Here is a 19,406-nt window from a genome sequence, read left to right as displayed (position 1 = left end):
TACAAAGCATCGAATATGAATACTTTCCCTAAAGAGTATACGTAGTAAAGGAGGCATTACGTAAATCACATTGATCCATGATAAACAATCTCTTCACAAAGCATTTTTATGCAATAGAAGGATTCATAAAGGAGGCACAATGAAAAAACTTTTCAATATATGTTTAATTGTATTCGTACTATTTTCACAGCTTGCTAGTTTTCCATACAATCAAGTAAAAGCGGAAACATTAACAGGCAATTCATTATTTGACACTGTTGAAATGAAAGATGCAACGAATCATATTATTGACGAAGCATTAAATCCTAAAAACTTAATACAAGTAGGATCAACCATTCACCTAGAATATGCTTGGTCAATAAAAGATCATCAAACAGACTCAGCAGTGCTCCAAATACCTAACGCATTAAAAGTTCAAAATAATCAACAAGGCAATCTGATGGCAGATCAGCAAATTATTGGTCAATATTTTGTTACAGCAAACGATAACAAAATGAAACTAGTATTTAACGATCAAGTAAAAGATTTCAAAGGTGCTAGCGGAAAAATCAATTTTGATACAGTATTCAATCCTGATTTAAAACCTGGTGCAAAATCTGTTCAGCTCTCGTTCCCTCTAGGTACAACAGCTAAGTCTATTTCAATTCCCGTTCAAGTAGATAGCCCTGCTTCACCTACTACGAATAAGGACACTGCAGAACAACCTACGGATGAGCAAAAGAACGGCGACGCTCAGCAACCTGTGGATGAACAAAAGAACGGTGACGCTCAGCAACCTGTGGATAAGCAAAAGAACGGTGACGCTCAGCAACCTGTGGATGAGCAAAAGAATGGTGATGCTCAGCAACCTGCGGATGAGCAAAAGAATGGCGATGCTCAGCAACCTGTGGATGAACAAAAGAACGGTGATGCTCAGCAACCTGTGGATGAACAAAAAAATGGTGGTGCAGAGCAACCTACGAAAAATCCTGGTGATAACACAACAGAACGACCTGTTGAGAATCCGGATCCATCACCTAAGCAAATTACAGAAAATATTTTAACAGGTGTCACATTAACGGATAAAGACGGTAAGCCATTTAATGATACGGATAATCGTCCAAATCCAAATTCTATTACCCAAATCGATTTTACATGGGAAGTCTTGAAATCGCTGAACGTCAAAGAAGGTGATTACTTTACTTTCCAACTCCCAGAATACTTTATTGTCCACAATACCATTACACAAGATTTAATAGATGGAAAAGGGCATACGATTGGATCATTCGTTGTTACGCCTGATGGCAAAGTAACGATGACTTTTAACGAGTATGTTGAAGATCATCCTGATATAGCTGGACATTTAAACATTCGTACGGAGTTTAATGAAGTAAAAATTACAGGGACTACAGAAAAACAAATCCCATTCCCTATTAAAGAAAAAGAGGTTGTTATTGAACTTGATTTCAAACCTAAAGTAACAAACTCTATAAATAAAAAAGGTGTGCCTGACAGACCGATTAATACGAATCAAATTAATTGGAAAGTAGAAATGAACAAGACGAAAGATAAGCTTACAAATGCCGTCTTTCAAGATGACATTCCAAAAGGAACAAGCCTAAATGAAGATTCTATTAAGGTTTATTATTTAGAAGTAGATATTAACGGGAATACAACTCGTGGTGCAGAAGTTCCTAAAGAAGAATATGAACTTACTTCATCCTCTGATAAATTAAATATCGCTTTTAAAAATGAAACGAGTAAAGCATATGAAATTGAATATGCGACAAAGATTACAGATGAAAGTGTTACAAGTTTCAAAAACAACGCAAAAGTATCCAGCAAGAACCAAAAAGATGTATCTGCAAATGCAACTGTAACTGTTTCACGCGGTACCCATCTAGAAAAAACTAGCAAGTACAACCCAAAAACACAAACAATCGAATGGACGATCACTTATAACGGTGACCAAAAAAAGATCAAAAAAGAGGCTGCTCTTTTAAAAGATATTCTAGATAAGAATCATAAAGTTGATCGAAGTTCTATTGTTGTAAAAAATGCTTCTTATAATGATAGTGGGCAAATTGTCACTGGTGACGATGCTACAAACTTCACAATAAAAGGAACGACTGAGGGATTTGATTTACAGTTTACTACTGATATTGATAGTGCCTATGTGATTACTTACACATCAAAGGCCGCGAGTGATGTCATCACAGATGGAGAAATCGAAAATAAAATTATCGCAGATGGTGGTTCAAGTAAAACAGATAAAGTTACATTACAACAACAAAACATCATCAAGAAACATAATAAAAATGCAGGCGATACAGATTACAATGCGAAAACAACCAAATGGACAATTATTGTAAATGATAACAATTACGTGTTAAACGATGCTGTTATCAAGGATACATTTGACTTTGGTGGTCTAACGTTACAGGAAAATAGTTTCAAGATTACTGACGGATCAAATGAACTTAAATTAGGACATGACTACACACTTCATGTAACTGATAAAGGATTCGAAGTGAAACTAGCTGGTATTTACAAGTCTAATATGGATAAAACTTTAACTATCACATACACAACAGACTTTAATTACGAGAATCTATCCAAAGAGAAGGATAATAAATCATTCAAAAATACAGCAAATCTATCATGGATAGACATAAATGATAAAAAGAAAAATAGTTCATCCGACGATACATTTGATCCTGATTACTACACAAAAGGAAACGGATTTAAATACGGCTCTTACAATGCCCAAACGAAAGAAATTAAATGGGACATAGGGTTTAACTATAATAATATGAAGATTAAGGACCCTTCTATCGTTGACGTATTAAAAAATAATCAAAAACTTATACCAGGCTCCATTGAGGTTTACCATATGGAATTAACCGGTGGTGCGCATGGATTTAAAGTAGGTACACCCGTTTCACCTGACGATTATACGATAGAAAATCCAACAAAAGATAACAACAATACATTAACGATTCATTTTAAAAACGAAATTAATTCTGCTTATTATGTTAGCTTTAAAACTTCACTCGCAGGCGAACAAATTAATAAGCGCTATGATAATTATGCTGATTTAAAAGATGGATCGAAAACTGTTACTACTGTTCATGGTGCATTTGAAATCACAAATGGCGGTAGCGGGGTTATGAAAAAAGCAAAACAAAATGACAAGTACATTGATTGGAGCGTTTCTATTAACCCTAGTCAATCAACTATTGAAAATGCAGTCGTAACAGATGAACCGACAGACAATCAAATGCTTGATGAAAAGTCCTTCCACCTATACCCGACAACAGTAGCCGTGGATGGCACTTTAACGAAAGATACAACAAATGAATTAAAAGAAGGAACAGACTATAAACTCAAAGTAATAACAGACAACAATACAGGGAAACAACAATTTAAAGTTGAATTCCTTCATACGATTGATCGAGCTTATATTTTAGAATATCGCTCACTCATTAATGCAGATCATATGGAAACAGTAAGCAATAAAGCTAATATTACTGGTCACCGTTTAGTACTAGAGGAAACGAAAACTACTGAAGACGTAGTTGTTAAAGTATCTACAGGATCAGGTGGTGGTTCTGCTAGTAAAGGACGCGGAAGCCTTCAAATTATAAAGGTTGATGATAAAGATCAAACAGTGCCATTAGCCGGAGCAGAATTTACTTTATATGATCAAACAGGTACAACCGCTATTCGAACAATTACAACAGGTGATGACGGTATCGCTAAGTTTAACAACTTACGACGTGATAAATATATGATTAAAGAAACGAAAGCACCTAAAGGTTATGTAATTAGTAAAGCATTAAAAGAAGGTATACTTGTTGAGCTAGGTTCTGAAGAAATTACAAAATATACCCTTACAAATAAGAAATTTGTCGGGAAAGTAGTACTTACAAAAACTGATGCTAAGAGCGGGGAAAAACTTGAACATGCGGTTTTCTCTTTACTAGATCAAAACAAACAAGTTATTCCTGAACATAAAAAATTAACAACAAATGCTCAAGGACAAATTACTGTAGATAATTTAAAACCAGGAACGTACTACTTACAAGAAACAACGGCTCCTGAACATTATAAATTAGATGGTCAACTGATTGAGGTCAAAATCGAAGAAGATCAAACAACAGTAATAAACCACCCTGTAACAAACAGTTTGATTCCAGGATCGGCCATTTTAACAAAAGTCGATAAAGACGGAAAAACTTTAGCAGGTGCGGAGTTCAGTGTAAGAGACCGAAATAACAAAATAATCCCTGGCTATAGAAAATTAACGACAAATGCTCAAGGACAAATTGAAGCAAAAAATTTACGTCCTGGAGACTATCAATTTGTTGAAGAAAAAGCTCCAAAAGACTATGACATAGATAAAAAACCAATTGAGTTTACAATTGTAAAAAGTCAAAAGAACGCAGTTACTGTTACAGCGACAAATCACCTCACTAAAGGTGGCGTCATTTTAACAAAAGCTGATGATATCGATGGCACAGCTCTTGCAGGCGCAGTATTTAAAATTGTTGATGTTAATGATGAAAGGAAAGTCATTCGCGAAAATGTAACAACTGGCGCAGATGGCAAAGTAACTGTTAAAGACTTAGAGCCTGGCACGTATAAATTTATTGAAACGAAAGCTCCACAGGATTATACGTTAAACACAGATCCTATTACGTTTACAATCGACAAAAGCCAACAATCTTTAGCTACCGTTACGGCAACAAACAGTTTAAAAACAGGAGAAGTGGAATTATTAAAAGTTGATGAGTTTGGTGAGAAAAAGCCGCTAGAAGGTGCAGTATTCAAGCTTGTCGATGCAAATAATAATGAAGTTCCCCCTCACACTAACTTAACTACCGATAAAAAGGGGAAATTTAAAGTTAGTAATTTACGTCCTGGTACGTACAAATTTATTGAAACAGCTGCTCCTGAACATTACGTTTTACGAGCAGAACCTATTGAATTTACAATCGATAGAAATCAGAAAAAAACTCTACTTGTGAAAGCTGAAAATGCTTTAAAACCAGGAGATGTTGAATTAACGAAAGTTGATAATATCGATGGTACAGCTCTTGCAGGTGCAGTATTTAAAATTGTTGATGCGAATGATGAAAAGAAAGTCATTCGCGAAAATGTAACAACTGGTGCGGATGGTAAAGCTATCGCTACTGGTTTACGCCCAGGCGATTATAAATTTATCGAAGTAACAGCACCAAAGTATTACGATAAAAATACAAATTCGATTAAATTTACAATTACAGAAAGTCAAACAACATCAGCTACTGTTATTGCTAAAAACAGCTTAACAAAAGGCGGTATTGAATTAACAAAAGTGAATGCTGCAGATGAAAAGGAAACACTTGAAGGTGCAGTATTTAAAATCGTTAATAGAGATACGAATGAAGTTGTTCGTACGGAACTTGTTACGAATAGTAAAGGAATGCTAGTTGTAGACGACTTACGTCCTGGTAACTATACACTTATCGAAACAAAGGCTCCAACTTATTACGATGTAAATGTAGAACCTATTGAATTTACAATCGAAAAAGGACAACAAAAACTTCTTCCACTTACATTTAAAAATAGTTTAACGAAAGGAAAAGTTAAACTTATTAAAGAAGATGATGTGGAAAGTAGTATTGCTCTTGCCGGCGCGGTATTCACATTACAAGACGCAACTGGCAAAGAAATTGCAAAAGATTTAAAAACAGATGATTATGGAGTACTAGTTATTCCTGATTTAGCACCAGGAGATTACCAATTTATTGAAACATCAGCTCCTGAGCATTATAAATTAGATCAAACACCTATTAAGTTCACGATTAAAAAAGGCAGCAAGGATGATCTGCCAGTCCCTGTAATTGTAAAAAACAGTTTACTTACAGGTGGCGTTACTTTAACTAAAGTAGATGACGTTGATGGCGTTACACTTAAAGGTGCAGAATTTATCATTGTTGATGCTCATGATACTAAAAAGGTCGTTCGTAAAGGGTTAACTACTGATGAACAGGGTAAAGTTTCTGCTTCTGATTTACGCCCGGGTGACTATCAATTTATTGAAGTAAAAGCTCCAAAAGACTATGATTTAAGCAAAAACCCTATTCCGTTCACTATCGGAAAAAGTCAACAAGAAAACATTACCGTTACCGCTACTAACAGCTTAACGAAAGGCGGCATCATTTTAACAAAAATAGATGACATCGATCGTACAATGCTGAAAGATGCAGTATTTAAAATTGTTGATATGAACGGTAAGGAAGTTCGTACAAACCTTGTTACAGATGACAAAGGCGAAATTTCGGTTTCTGACTTACGTCCGGGAGACTATCAGTTTGTTGAAACAGCTGCTCCTGAACATTATGTGTTAGACGAAACACCGATTCCATTTACAATTGAAAGAAGTCAAACGAAAAAAATTACTGTTACAGGTAAAAACACGTTGAAAAAAGGTAGCGTTGAATTAACAAAAATTGACGATATTGATACTGATACGAAGCTCGCTCATGCTGTATTTAATTTATTAGATGCAGACGGAGAAGTAGTTAAAGAAGGATTAAAAACAAATGATGAAGGAAAAATTGTTGTTGAAAACCTACGTCCTGGTACGTATAAATTTATTGAAACAGCTGCTCCTGAACATTACGATTTAAATAAAACACCGATTGAATTTACAATTAAGAAAAGCCAAACTGAAATTCTTCACGTTACAGCTAAAAACGCTCTAACAAAAGGTGCAGTGGAACTTTCTAAAGTAGATGACATCGATGGCACTAAACTTGAAGGCGCAGTATTTAACATTGTTGATATGAAGGGTACTGTAATTCATAAAGGCCTTGTTACAAATGGTAAGGGGAAAATTGAAATTAACGACCTACGTCCTGGTGATTACCAATTCATCGAAATAGAAGCTCCTAAGCATTACGTTTTAGATGAAACACCAATCAATTTCACTATTGAAAAAGGACAGAAGGAGACTATTTCTTTAACCGCTAAAAATAGTTTAAAACAAGGTAGTATTGAATTAATTAAAGTGGATGATTTAAATGATCAAACAAAGCTTGCCGATGCCGTGTTTAATTTACTAGATCAAAACGGTAAATTACTTAAAACAGATTTAAAAACGAACGGTGAAGGAAAAATCATTGTTGAAAACTTACGTCCTGGTACGTATCAATTTGTCGAAACAACGGCTCCTAAACATTATGATTTAGACAAAAAGCCAATGATAGTTACAGTTGAAAAAAGCCAGAAAAATATTGCTACTGTTACTATGAAAAATAGTTTAACTAAAGGCGGCGTTGAACTTATTAAAGCGGACGACGTCGATGGTACTACTCTTGAAGGCGCAGTATTTAACATTGTTGATGTGAAGGGTACTGTAATTCGCGAGAATCTTACTACAAATTCACAAGGCAAAATTAGCGTTTCTAACTTACGTCCTGGTGATTATCAATTCGTGGAGACGAAAGCTCCGAAACACTACGATTTAAATAAAGAACCGATTCCTTTCACTATTGAAAAAGGACAAGCCGAACCAATTTCTGTTACTGCTAAAAATAGTTTAACTAAAGGTGCGGTAGAGCTTTCTAAAGTGGATGACGTCGATGGCACTGCCCTTAAAGGCGCAGTATTTAACATCATTGATTTAAGTAATGGCAATGATGTTCACATTAATCTGACGACAGATGCATCTGGAAAAATCTCTGTTCCAGATTTACGTCCAGGAGACTATCAGTTTGTTGAAACGAAAGCTCCTGAACACTACAAATTAGACAGCACACCGCTTAAATTTACAATTAAGAAAAGCCAATCAGAGAAACTACAAGTCACTGCTACTAACAGCTTAATTGAAGGTGCTGTTGAATTAATTAAAGTGGATGATATGAATCTAGATACAAAACTTTCTGATGCAGTATTTAACATCATTGATGCGAAAGGTAAAGTTGTTCGCACGAATTTAACTACTGATAAAGACGGGAAAGTTTCTGCTTCTAATTTACGACCAGGAGATTATCAATTTGTTGAAACGAAAGCTCCTAAAGATTATGATTTAAATAAAACACCGATTCCTTTCACTATCAAGAAAAGCCAACCAACTCACGTTTCTGTTACTGCTAAAAATGGCTTAACTAAAGGTGGCGTGGAATTAACGAAAGTTGACTCTCTAGATGCAAAAGAAATGCTAGAAGGTGCGGTATTTAAAATTACTGATATGAACGGTAACGATATTCGTACGAATTTAGTTACCGATAAAGATGGAAAAATCATCGCGAAAGACTTACAACCTGGAGACTATCAATTTATTGAAACGAAAGCTCCTACTCATTATGACTTAAACGAAACACCTATTAAGTTCACAATTGAAAGAAGTCAAACAAAACATGTCTTCGTTACAGCTACGAACAGCTTAACGAAAGGTAGTGTGGAGTTAATTAAAGTGGATGATGTTGAAGAAAACACAACACTTGAGGGTGCTGTATTTAAAATTGTTAATAAGGATGGACACGACGTCCGCACTGATTTAACTACTGATAAAAACGGCCGTTTAGTTGTAGATGAATTACCACCAGGAGACTATGAGTTTATCGAAACAAAAGCTCCTACTCATTATGACTTAAACGAAACACCTATTAAGTTCACAGTTAAAAAAGGGCAAGAAAAAATCGCTTCCGTTACTGCTACCAATAGCTTAACGAAAGGCGCTGTTGAACTTTCTAAAGTAGATGATGTCGACGGTACTGCTCTTAAGAACGCAGTATTTAAAATCGTTGATATGAACGGCAACGACGTTCGTTCTGATTTAACTACTGACAAAGATGGAAAAATCTCTGTTTCTGATTTACGTCCGGGAGACTACCAGTTTATTGAGACGAAAGCTCCTACTCATTACGACTTAAATCAAAATCCTATCAAGTTTACTGTTGAAAAGAGTCAAACGGCTACAGCTTCTGTTACTGCTACCAATAGCTTAACTAAGGGTGCTGTGGAATTAACTAAAGTCGACGACATTGACAACTCTACTCTTGAAGGTGCTATCTTTAAAATCGTTGATCAAAACGGTAACGACGTTCGTTCTGATTTAACTACTGATAAAGATGGAAAAATCTCTGTTTCTGATTTACGTCCGGGAGACTATCAATTCGTTGAAACGAAAGCTCCTACTGGATATGATTTAAGCGCTAAGCCAATTCCTTTCACAATTACGAAAGGACAATCTCAAGTTACTTCTGTTACAGCTTTAAATAGTTTAACGACAGGTTCAATGGAGTTAACTAAAGTTGATATTGATCACCATGGAACACTTGAAGGTGCCATTTTCAATATTTTAGACCAAGACGGAAAAGTAGTACGAGAAGGTTTACAAACAGACGGACATGGTAAATTAATCGTAAATGATTTGAAACCTGGTAATTATCAATTAGTGGAAACAAAGGCTCCTGCTGGCTATCAATTGGATGCATCACCGATAAACTTTACAATTGAAAAAGCTCAAGCTGCACCACTACAAATTACAGTTTCAAATAAAAAAGTTGATTCTTCACCAGGTGGAGATGATAAACCAATTACTCCTCCTAATAAAGAAGAGGAAACAGGTAAAGAAACTTCTGAAGAACTAGAAAAAGGTAATCCTGAAACACATGGTAAAGAAACTTCCGAAGAACTAGAAAAAGGTAATCCTGAAACACATGGTAAGGGAACTTCTGAAGAACTAGAAAAAGAAAACCCTGAAACACAAACAAACAAACAGCAAGATGACCGAAATAAAGGTAAAGAACTTCCAAATACAGGTCACAAAAATGATCCTACTCAAACAGTAGGCATCGTACTTCTACTAGCTGGATTGTTAAGTATTTTAGCTACAAAACGAAAAAAATATTATTAATAGTTTTTCACACCCAATCAAGTGAACATTTGATTGGGTGTTTTTTTATGCAAAAAAGGACGATACATAGAGTATCGTCCTTTTAACGGGGTGAGGCTGCCCAAAAGTACGGAAAACCTTTGAACAGCCTCGTATTTTCATATGGATGCCTTACATATATCACTGATGATAAGTATGAAATGCGGAAACATATTTATCATCACATGATTCAAACACGAGAAAAGAACCCTATAGGATTCTTTTCTCTACATAATCTAAAGTTTGGGTACACTAGATTCATGCAATGTAGGAGCTTTCCAAGCAGAAAGCGAACCTTCATTTAAAATGATAGCATACATATCTCCATCAAAAATATGCAAATATGCATATAGCGTTTTTTTATTTCTCAATGTCAGAATATTGAAAAAACAATGGGGTAACGGTAAAATGAAGTCGTTATCCGTCTTCTTTTGTCAGTCAGAGAGAATAGAAGAATAGGAGAGGAAAAAATGAAAAAATCTTTGAAACAAAAAATAGTAAGCTCTTTGCTTGCTGTATCACTCGCTGTTAGCTTAGCTCCAATCGGACAAGCCAAAGCTGATTCTACGTCAGAAATCACACAGACTTCACCTATCACCAAACAAGTTGATGCAAGCCGCGCCATCGAACACATTCGTTTCTTATCCGAAACAATTGGTCCTCGCCCTGGTGGGACAAAATCAGAAGAATGGGCTTCTCGCTACGTTGGTATGCAACTTAAATCAATGGGCTATGAAGTAGAATATCAACCATTTCAAGTGCCTGATCAATACGTTGGATTTATTGACTCACCATTATCCACAAAGCGTAATTGGCAAGCTGGCGCTGCCCCTAACGCACTAATTTCTACAGAAGCTGTTACAGCCCCTCTTATCTTTGTTCAAGGTGGGACAAAATTAGAAGATATCCCCAATGAAGTAAACGGAAAAATTGTTCTATTTGAAAGAGGAACAACAGTTGCAGACTATAATAAACAAGTTGAAAATGCTGTTAGCAAAGGAGCCAAAGGTGTCCTTTTATACAGTTTAATTGGCGGACGCGGAAATTATGGGCAAACCTTCAATCCCCGCCTAACGAAAAAGCAGTCTATCCCTGTCTTCGGTCTTGCTTATGCGCAAGGAAATGCATTTAAAGAGGAAATCGCTAAAAAAGGGACAACAATTCTTTCTCTAAAGGCGAGACATGAATCTAAATTAACATCACTAAATGTCATCGCTAAAAAGAAACCAAAAAATAGTAAAGGTAATGAAAAAGCTGTCGTTGTAAGTTCGCACTATGATAGCGTAGTTGGAGCACCTGGAGCAAACGATAATGCTTCTGGTACAGGATTAGTATTAGAGTTAGCTCGTGCTTTCCAAAATGTAGAAACTGATAAAGAAATTCGTTTTATTGCTTTTGGTTCTGAAGAGACTGGCTTACTTGGCTCCGATTATTACGTTAATAGTCTGCCCCAAAAAGAACGCGATCGAATTTTAGGTATCTTTAATGCAGACATGGTTGCAACAAATTACGATAAAGCAAAGAATTTATATGCCATGACGCCTAACGGTTCTCCAAATCTTGTAACAGACGCGGCCTTACAAGCAGGTAAACAATTAAATAATGACCTCGTACTGCAAGGGAAATTCGGCTCTAGTGATCACGTCCCATTTGCTGAAGTTGGTATTCCTGCCGCTCTATTTATTTGGATGGGTGTCGATAGTTGGAATCCATTAATCTACCATATTGAGAAGGTATACCATACACCTCAAGATAATGTGTTAGAAAACATTTCACCTGAACGTATGAAGATGGCATTAGAGGTTATCGGGACAGGAGTTTATAATACACTTCAAAAACCAGTTACTCAAACTGAACAGAAAGCTGCTTAACCATTTAAAAGACCACTGATTTTTATCAGTGGTCTTTTATTGAGAAAATACATATATGCATAAAAGCATATTCCCTCCTGCTCATTATCATATACAATATTAACTGTAACAAAAATGATTACAACTAATAAGGAGGCTTTTTCTACTATGAAAAAAATGATTTTAGCCGGTGCGTTAACTTTAGCAGGAATTACTGGTGCTACCGCGTTTATTCCCGAAACCAAGGTCGCTGCTGCCGTTCAAGAACACAGCTTTACAAAATTTTATTCCTTGCAAACTGGAAGTAGTTCTGAACAAGAACCTGTTTTCCTTCAAAAGGGACAAGAGTTAACAATTCAACCTAATAGCAAAACTCCTAGTTACAGTGTTTATGACTCAAATCATAACCTTATCGGGCGTTATTCTGATGGGTACGGCAGAATTTTCACTGCAAAAACAGATGGAAATATGTACGTTCAATTTCATGCACCTTTCGTTTACTATAGTCCTGTTAGCTTTTCTGTTACTTATACTATCCAATAAAATAAAGGGCCTTTCTCAAGGCTCTTTATTTTGCTTCCCAATTCACTTTCACAAATCCATCTTTCACCATTACACCACTTATATTAAACACATATTTTTCATTCGCTTTTAATGTAACTGTAAAAGTACCTTTTTTCGATTCACAAATTTCCTTTAACTCTTTTATCCCTTCCCCTTTTCTTTCATACAAGCTAAAGCATAAATTACCACGTTTTGCATCTGTCTCATAAGAAAATGTCACTTCTGTATCTTTCTCGTACTGAATTTCAATACCTTTCCCAGCAATATCCCATGATGAGAATTTTGCTTCATAACTTGTCTCTCCTTGCTTCTCACTTTCTAAATATATATCACCGGCTTTCCACATATCATCTAACGTTTGAACGAAAGCAAAGCCGCTCAGCAATACAAACATTGCACTTGCAAATATGACAATTAATGTTATCTTTTGTTTTTTCATAGCCTTCATTGTATGTTCTCCTTCTATTTTCTTTTTACTTCTTCGTATCATATATAACAAAACCCCAATAAAAAATGGCAATACAATCGCTATAACACTCCACCACTTACTTATTCCATGCGTTTTTGCATCTGTATATACCCATGATGCTACACATACTAAAAGTGCTATAAGAGTCAAAAGCATTGTAATCCCAGCTATCTCAAATACTACAAATGGATTAGCGAACTCTATCATGTAATTTATACTCCTTCTTTAAAAATGACTGTATGACAACATATATCGGAATGTATAAGTGCATCACTATAACAATTGCTATTATGATAGGTATTTTATTATCTAAATGAACAACAAACTGTTCTACAACAACTGTTAATAATACAATCCAAATAACATGTATAAAAACAAACCATCTTTTCTCTAATTTCCGAGCCTTTCGCACACTATTTTTCGTATTGTTTAGCAGCTCTGAGCTAGGAATCACCTCTCCCGCTAAGCTACTTTTTATCTTTTGATCAAACTTATCTCCCGTCATAATCGACCCCCTCCAAATGTTCCCGCATTTGCTTCTTCGCATAATTAAGGCGGTATTTCACCGTACCAATCGGTATATTTAATATTTCGCTCATTTCTTTATAAGAGTATTGTTCATAATAGTAGAGTACGAGCACGGTTTTATATTTTTCATTCAATAACTGTATAACTTCCCGTATCATTTCCGCTTCCACTTTTTGAATTAATTCTTCTGATATATCCACTTCATCTGCGAAATCGACTTCTCCCCCATACTCTTTATGAAACAAATCTAATACGCGATCTTTCCACCTTTTCTTCTTACGATAAAAGTCATAAAACGTACGAACACAAATTGTAGTAATCCATTTTTTATAATTTTCCACGCAGAAAAGCTGGTGCCTAGAGGAAAAAACTTTTATCCAAGTCTCCTGAAAAATATCTTCTGCATCTTCTTTCGTTTTCGCTAATTTATAGCATAAGGAATATATTTGCTGCTTATATATATCAATTAATTCTTCTACCTTTTCTTCCATCTTAAACCTCCTGTCATTTATATAAGACGACGCAAATTCTCCTTTTGTTTGATAAAATTTTATTTTTTTATTATTTCCATACAAAAAGGCAATCACAACATCGTGTGATTGCCTTTTACTAAAAGCGCAAAGTCGGCTTCGCTTTTCTTTATGTCCAACTCTGCCTCCTAGCCCCTTCTGCCTAAGAACCTTCCCCACAAGAAGATAAAATGCATCTTCTGTGGGAAAGAACCTTAGCCCGCGGGACTAAACAGTCGGCTCCGCTTTTCTTTATTGTCTAGCTCCAGCAGCTAGAATACTCGGTGGCTTCGCGCCTTTCTCCGAGGCAAAGTACGCCTCTCTGTCAGGAGCTCCATCCCCCTCCTATTCTGAACGAGCCGCTTCCGCTTTTCTTTATTACATTTTTTCTGGTGCAGATACTCCTACGATTGCTAATGCATTTTGAAGTGTAGTGCGCACTGCTTTCATTAACTCGTAGCGAGCTTTACTTAATTCTAAGTTGTCTTGGTTTAATACTTTTTCTGCATTGTAGAAGCTGTGTAATGCTGCTGCTAATTCAAATGCATAGCTTGTAATACGGTGTGGCAGACGTTTTTGCGCTGCATCCGCAACTACAGCTGGGAATTCACCAAGTTTTTTCAGTAGCTCTACTTCTTTCTCAGAAGTAACAAGTTTGTAGTTCACGTCTCCGCCTGTAGCTAATCCTAACTCTTCACCTTGACGAAGGATACTGCATACGCGAGCATGAGCATACTGTGCATAGTATACTGGGTTTTCATTAGATTTTGATACAGCTAAGTCCATATCAAAGTCTAAATGAGAATCACCGCTACGCATTGCGAAGAAGTAACGCATTGCGTCCACGCCTACTTCTTCCATAAGCTCACGAAGTGTAACTGCTTTACCTGTACGCTTACTCATCTTCATTTTTTCACCATTTTGGTACAGTTGTACCATTTGGATGATTTCTACTTCAAGTGTTTCCTTATCGTAACCAAGTGCTTGAATAGCAGCTTTCATACGAGGAATGTAACCGTGGTGGTCAGCACCCCAAATGTTGATTAACTTATCGAAACCACGCTCTAATTTATCACGGTGGTAAGCGATATCTGGCGTTAAGTATGTGTAAGAACCGTCGTTTTTAATTAATACACGGTTTTTGTCGTCACCGTAAGTCATAGAACGGAACCAAGTTGCACCGCCTTCTTCAAAGATCTCATCACGCTCTTTTAATACTGCAAGTGCAGCATCGATTTTTCCGTTTTTGTATAATGATGTTTCTGAGAACCATACATCGAATTTAACACGGAAGCTTTCTAAGTCTTTTTGAAGTTTTGCTAACTCATATTTTAAACCGTATGAACGATAGAACTCATAGCTTTCTTCTGCATCAGCTTTTGCATAACGATCACCAAATTCTTCAGCTAAAAGCTTACCGATTCCAATGATGTCCGCACCATGGTATCCGTCTTCTGGCATTTCTTTCTCTAGGCCTAAAGCTTGCATGTAACGAGCTTCAACAGAAAGAGCTAAGTTATGAATTTGGTTACCAGCGTCATTAATGTAGTACTCACGAGATACATCGTATCCTGCTTTTGCTAATACGTTACATAAAGTGTCACCCACTGCCGCACCACGTGCATGTCCTAAGTGAAGGTCACCTGTTGGATTCGCAGATACGAACTCAATTTGTACTTTTTCACCTTTACCAGTATTCGTTTCACCGTAAGCTTCGCCAGCGTTAACAATTGTTGGGATTAAGTCTGTTAAGTAGCTATTATCCATATAGAAGTTAATGAAACCAGGACCTGCGATTTCAATTTTTTCAATAGAAGCTTTTGCTTTATCGAAGTTTGCAACTAATTCTTCTGCAATCATACGAGGTGCTTTTTTCGCAACGCGTGCAAGTTGCATTGCCATATTTGTAGAGAAGTCACCGTTTGTTTTATCTTTTGGAGATTCTAATACAACGTTTGGAATCTGTTCTTCTGTCGCTAATTCTGCCTTTAATACAGCAGCTTGAATTTCTTCTTTAATTAATCCTTTTACTTGTTCTAAAGAATTCATTATTTTGCCTCCTTCAAATTAAGTGTAATTGTATATCTGCCAGCTTCTTGTTCACTTAGAAGCAATGCGTACGTTAAGAAGAGTTGTCCTTTTTTCTTTTCATCCGACCATTTAAAAAGAACGTTATCCGTTTTCGTTTGCAATGCAAACGTACCAAGTTCACTCGTATACGTACCAGTTGTCCATTCACCTTTCACATGCGTTTGACGCATTGAAACAGCACCTGAACGCATAATGAGAACTTGTTCACCTTGAATTTTAATAATTGTTTTCACTTCGCCCTGTTCGTTCGGCTCTTGGAATGTTACATATGTACCTTGACCTTTTACATAGTATTGACCATTTGCTTCAAAAGCAACGGTTTCCTTCCTCGCCCCTTCACGGATTTCTGTTACGAAATGAACGTGTACCGGCAAGCCTGCAAGTTGTTTCTCCACGTCTTGCACACCCTTCACATGTTATAGATATTAAATAATGTATATAATAAATCACTTTTCCTATCATATCAAAAAAAACCTCTGTCTGTCTGCTGAAAAATCAGGAAAACTCCTTTTCGAAAAATAATTCACCTTCACCTTATTTCATATGATAAAATATTTTTTAAATCTAAATATTCTTTCATTTAAAGAGGTGAATTATGTGCTACCAACAACATTGAAAAAAGGTGATGAAATTAGAGTTATTTCACCATCTTGTAGTTTAAGTATTGTCTCAAATACGAACCAAGAGCTTGCTATAAAAAGATTAACTGACATGGGCTTTCAAGTTACATTCTCAACATATGCTGATGAGATCGATCGATTTGCTTCTTCTTCCATTTCTTCACGCATTCAAGACCTCCATGAAGCATTTAGAGACCCGAATGTAAAGGCCATTTTAACGACACTTGGCGGATACAACTCTAATGGTTTATTGAAACATCTCGATTATGATTTAATTCGAGAAAATCCAAAGTTTTTCTGTGGCTATTCTGATATTACCGCTTTAAATAATGCCATCTACGCAAAAACAGGACTCGTTACATATTCAGGACCCCATTTCTCTTCATTTGGAATGGAAAAAGGTCTCGAATATACGACTGATTACTTTTTAAAAAGCTTAACTTCTAATGAGCCTATTGAAGTCCTGCCATCTGAAAAATGGAGCGATGATTCTTGGTACATCGATCAGGAAAATCGAGAGTTCATTAAAAATGAAGGATACGTTTCCATTCACGAAGGCGAAGCAACTGGAGTGATTATCGGTGGTAATATGAGCACATTGAATTTACTACAAGGTACACCGTATATGCCAAATTTACAGGATAAAATTTTATTTCTTGAAGAGGATAGTTTAACTGGAACAGCTACTCTTAAAACTTTTGATCGTTATTTACATTCCCTTATGCAGCAACAAGATTTTGAGTGCGTAAAGGGCATCGTTATAGGAAAGATGCAAAAAGGTGCAGAATGTACGATAGAAGACATTCAAGAAATGATCGCTGCAAAACCTGAACTTTCACATATCCCTATCATTGCAAACGCAAGTTTCGGGCATACAACCCCGATTTTCACTTTCCCAATTGGCGGACGTGCAAAAATCATTTCTAACAAAGAAAAGACATCGATTACCATTTTAACGCACTAAAAAAGGAGCGAATGAGTCGCTCCTTTTATGGTTTTTCTATTTTTTCCAACGCTTTTTGCGGAATTGATTCTTTTGAGATTTCAGCCCATCCTTTTCCTTGCATACCTTTTGCATAAATTTTTATAAATGCTCCCGTATGCAATTCACGGTTCATCATTCTTTTCACAACTTGTAACTTTCCGTCTTCTGTATACCCTTTAAAGGTATATAAGTATTCTCCATCTTTTTTCTCACCTTTATCTATAACCGCATAATAATCTTGTATTTCTTTATTTGAAAAGAAGTTGTCTACAAAAGCATGTACACCTTCTGTTTTTGTGTTTAAATAATATGCTGTTCCCCCTAAAATAATGGCGAACACAGCTAAAACTTTAATTACCAATTTCATAAATGCGCCTCCTGTTTGCACTTCTTTCTCACTAACCTTATGTCTATACATGTATTATACGAAAAACAACATACTATACTCTATCGAAACGCCTTACACTTTCCTTACATTATTGTAAGAGTTTTTCCCTTTATAGCAAATTCCCATCAAAAAATTTTTCCGTTTAACAAACTTTTATATTATTATTGAATGATACGAATTTTTATTACAAAAATCAAAGGAGACAGTTTTCAAATGGCTATCTTGCAAGGTTTAGCACTATTACTTGTTGTACTTTGTCTATTTACACTTTTTAGTTACCGTGCTCCTTACGGCATGAAAGCAATGGGTGCTTTAGCTAATGCAGCAATCGCAAGTTTTCTTATTGAAGCATTTCACCGTTATATCGGTGGAGAAATGTTTCATAATGACTTTTTACAATCAGTAGGAGAAGCTTCTGGTAGTATGAGCGGTGTCGCAGCGGCAATTTTAGTCGCACTAGCAATCGGTGTTTCACCCGTATATGCTGTGTTAATCGGTATCGCTACTAGTGGGTTCGGTATTTTGCCAGGATTTTTCGCTGGATACGTTTGTGCTTTCGTCGTGAAATTTCTCGAAAAGAAATTACCAGCTGGTGTAGAATTTTTAGCAATTTTATTTATTGCCGCACCAATCTCGCGCGGCATGGCTATGCTTATGGATCCGCTCGTGAACGCAACACTCGGTAAAATCGGTTCTATGATTTCAGTTGCAACTACAGAAAGTCCTATCATTATGGGTATTATGCTTGGTGGATTAATAACAGTTATTTCTACCTCTCCATTAAGTTCTATGGCACTAACTGCAATGCTTGGATTAACAGGTTTACCAATGGCAATTGGTAGTCTTGCCGTAGCAGCCTCAGCCCCAATGAACTTTATTTTCTTTAAGCGACTAAAAATTTGCTCAAAGAAAGACACAATCGCTGTAGCAATCGAGCCTTTAACACAAGCCGATGTTGTTTCAGCAAATCCAATTCCAATTTATGCGACAAACTTCGTTGGCGGTGCACTTGCTGGTATTATTACATCTCTGTTCCAGCTCGTTAATAATGCGCCAGGAACAGCATCACCAATCCCAGGACTTCTTGTCTTATTCGGATTTAATGACGTTGTAAAAGTAACAATTGCTGCTATACTATGTGGAATCGTTACCACGATTGTTGGATATATCGGATCAATCATATTCCGCAAATATCCAATTCGTTCTGCTGATGAAATTCGCGGCATTACTTCTGAAGAGAAGGTTGCATAAAAAAAGAGCCCCCCTATTCATATAGGAGGCTCTTTTTTTATGCAGCTATGGCAGCTAGAATGATTGGTGGCTTTGCTTCTTCCTTCGAGGCAAAAAACGCCTCTACGTCTAAAGCTCCATCCCCCTCACATTCTAAACAAGCCGCTTCCGCTTTTACTTTATCCAGTTACGCCTCCTAGACCCTTGCGTCTAAGAACCTTCCCTGCCAAAAGGTAAAAAAGCACCTTTTGCAGGAAAGAACCTT

General features: G+C 36.4%; 11 protein-coding genes. 5 read left to right on the top strand and 6 right to left on the bottom strand.

Annotated features, from left to right (window positions below; all coding sequences use genetic code 11):
* Positions 1-139: 139 nt before the first annotated feature.
* From PDL00_RS21330 to PDL00_RS21320, 3 genes are all read left to right on the top strand, one after another.
* Positions 140-9,889, top strand: a complete 9,750-nt coding sequence (locus PDL00_RS21330) for a SpaA isopeptide-forming pilin-related protein (RefSeq protein ID WP_270731049.1) — start codon at positions 140-142, stop codon at positions 9,887-9,889.
* A 488-nt stretch (positions 9,890-10,377) separates the two neighbouring features.
* Positions 10,378-11,778, top strand: coding sequence for a M28 family metallopeptidase (locus tag PDL00_RS21325; RefSeq protein WP_270731047.1), 1,401 nt, complete (start codon positions 10,378-10,380; stop codon positions 11,776-11,778).
* Between the two features lie 147 nt (positions 11,779-11,925).
* Positions 11,926-12,300 (top strand): hypothetical protein, encoded by a 375-nt coding sequence (locus PDL00_RS21320; RefSeq protein ID WP_242254447.1) that lies wholly within the window; start codon positions 11,926-11,928, stop codon positions 12,298-12,300.
* Positions 12,301-12,325: 25 nt separating this feature from the next.
* On the opposite strand, the gene PDL00_RS21315 is transcribed toward PDL00_RS21320, so the two are convergent.
* The 5 genes from PDL00_RS21315 to PDL00_RS21295 all read right to left on the bottom strand — a co-directional run bounded on the left by PDL00_RS21315 (position 12,326) and on the right by PDL00_RS21295 (position 16,313).
* Positions 12,326-12,997: an anti-sigma factor gene (locus PDL00_RS21315; protein ID WP_270731045.1), complete on the bottom strand. Its 672-nt coding sequence runs from the start codon at positions 12,995-12,997 to the stop codon at positions 12,326-12,328.
* The gene (locus tag PDL00_RS21310; protein WP_242254444.1) at positions 12,981-13,295 is read right to left on the bottom strand and encodes an anti-sigma factor; all 315 of its coding nucleotides are present in this window, start codon (positions 13,293-13,295) and stop codon (positions 12,981-12,983) included. Before PDL00_RS21310 ends, PDL00_RS21315 begins: the two co-directional genes overlap by 17 nt.
* Positions 13,282-13,809 (bottom strand): RNA polymerase sigma factor, encoded by a 528-nt coding sequence (locus tag PDL00_RS21305; protein WP_242254441.1) that lies wholly within the window; start codon positions 13,807-13,809, stop codon positions 13,282-13,284. Before PDL00_RS21305 ends, PDL00_RS21310 begins: the two co-directional genes overlap by 14 nt.
* A gap of 396 nt (positions 13,810-14,205) precedes the next feature.
* Positions 14,206-15,876: an arginine--tRNA ligase gene (argS, locus tag PDL00_RS21300; RefSeq protein WP_001086441.1), complete on the bottom strand. Its 1,671-nt coding sequence runs from the start codon at positions 15,874-15,876 to the stop codon at positions 14,206-14,208.
* Complete coding sequence (locus PDL00_RS21295; RefSeq protein ID WP_000414871.1) at positions 15,876-16,313, bottom strand: DUF1934 domain-containing protein; 438 nt, start codon at positions 16,311-16,313, stop codon at positions 15,876-15,878. Before PDL00_RS21295 ends, argS begins: the two co-directional genes overlap by 1 nt.
* 202 nt (positions 16,314-16,515) lie before the next feature.
* On the opposite strand from PDL00_RS21295, the gene PDL00_RS21290 reads away from it, so the two are divergent.
* Positions 16,516-17,502 carry a S66 family peptidase gene (locus tag PDL00_RS21290; protein ID WP_270731042.1) on the top strand — a complete coding sequence of 329 codons (987 nt, stop codon included), beginning with the start codon at positions 16,516-16,518 and terminating at the stop codon, positions 17,500-17,502.
* 25 nt (positions 17,503-17,527) lie between these two features.
* On the opposite strand, the gene PDL00_RS21285 is transcribed toward PDL00_RS21290, so the two are convergent.
* Complete coding sequence (locus PDL00_RS21285) at positions 17,528-17,890, bottom strand: YxeA family protein (protein ID WP_061680051.1); 363 nt, start codon at positions 17,888-17,890, stop codon at positions 17,528-17,530.
* Positions 17,891-18,124: 234 nt separating this feature from the next.
* Between PDL00_RS21285 and PDL00_RS21280 the strand changes: the two genes are divergently transcribed.
* Positions 18,125-19,162, top strand: coding sequence for a PTS sugar transporter subunit IIC (locus PDL00_RS21280; RefSeq protein WP_242254437.1), 1,038 nt, complete (start codon positions 18,125-18,127; stop codon positions 19,160-19,162).
* Positions 19,163-19,406: the final 244 nt, after the last annotated feature.

The sequence above is a fragment of the Bacillus cereus group sp. TH152-1LC genome, assembly GCF_027710505.1.
In the GTDB taxonomy this organism is placed as follows: domain Bacteria; phylum Bacillota; class Bacilli; order Bacillales; family Bacillaceae_G; genus Bacillus_A; species Bacillus_A mobilis.
This window is presented reverse-complemented; position numbering and strand designations above follow the sequence as displayed.

Excerpts from the sequence above, each read along its gene's own strand:
- PDL00_RS21330 (WP_270731049.1), top strand. The coding sequence starts at position 140 with ATGAAAAAACTTTTCAATATATGTTTAATTGTATTCGTACTATTTTCA.
- PDL00_RS21325 (WP_270731047.1), top strand. The coding sequence starts at position 10,378 with ATGAAAAAATCTTTGAAACAAAAAATAGTAAGCTCTTTGCTTGCTGTA.
- PDL00_RS21320 (WP_242254447.1), top strand. The coding sequence starts at position 11,926 with ATGAAAAAAATGATTTTAGCCGGTGCGTTAACTTTAGCAGGAATTACT.
- PDL00_RS21315 (WP_270731045.1), bottom strand. The coding sequence starts at position 12,997 with ATGATAGAGTTCGCTAATCCATTTGTAGTATTTGAGATAGCTGGGATT.
- PDL00_RS21310 (WP_242254444.1), bottom strand. The coding sequence starts at position 13,295 with ATGACGGGAGATAAGTTTGATCAAAAGATAAAAAGTAGCTTAGCGGGA.
- PDL00_RS21305 (WP_242254441.1), bottom strand. The coding sequence starts at position 13,809 with ATGGAAGAAAAGGTAGAAGAATTAATTGATATATATAAGCAGCAAATA.
- argS (WP_001086441.1), bottom strand. The coding sequence starts at position 15,876 with ATGAATTCTTTAGAACAAGTAAAAGGATTAATTAAAGAAGAAATTCAA.
- PDL00_RS21285 (WP_061680051.1), bottom strand. The coding sequence starts at position 17,890 with ATGAAATTGGTAATTAAAGTTTTAGCTGTGTTCGCCATTATTTTAGGG.
- PDL00_RS21280 (WP_242254437.1), top strand. The coding sequence starts at position 18,125 with ATGGCTATCTTGCAAGGTTTAGCACTATTACTTGTTGTACTTTGTCTA.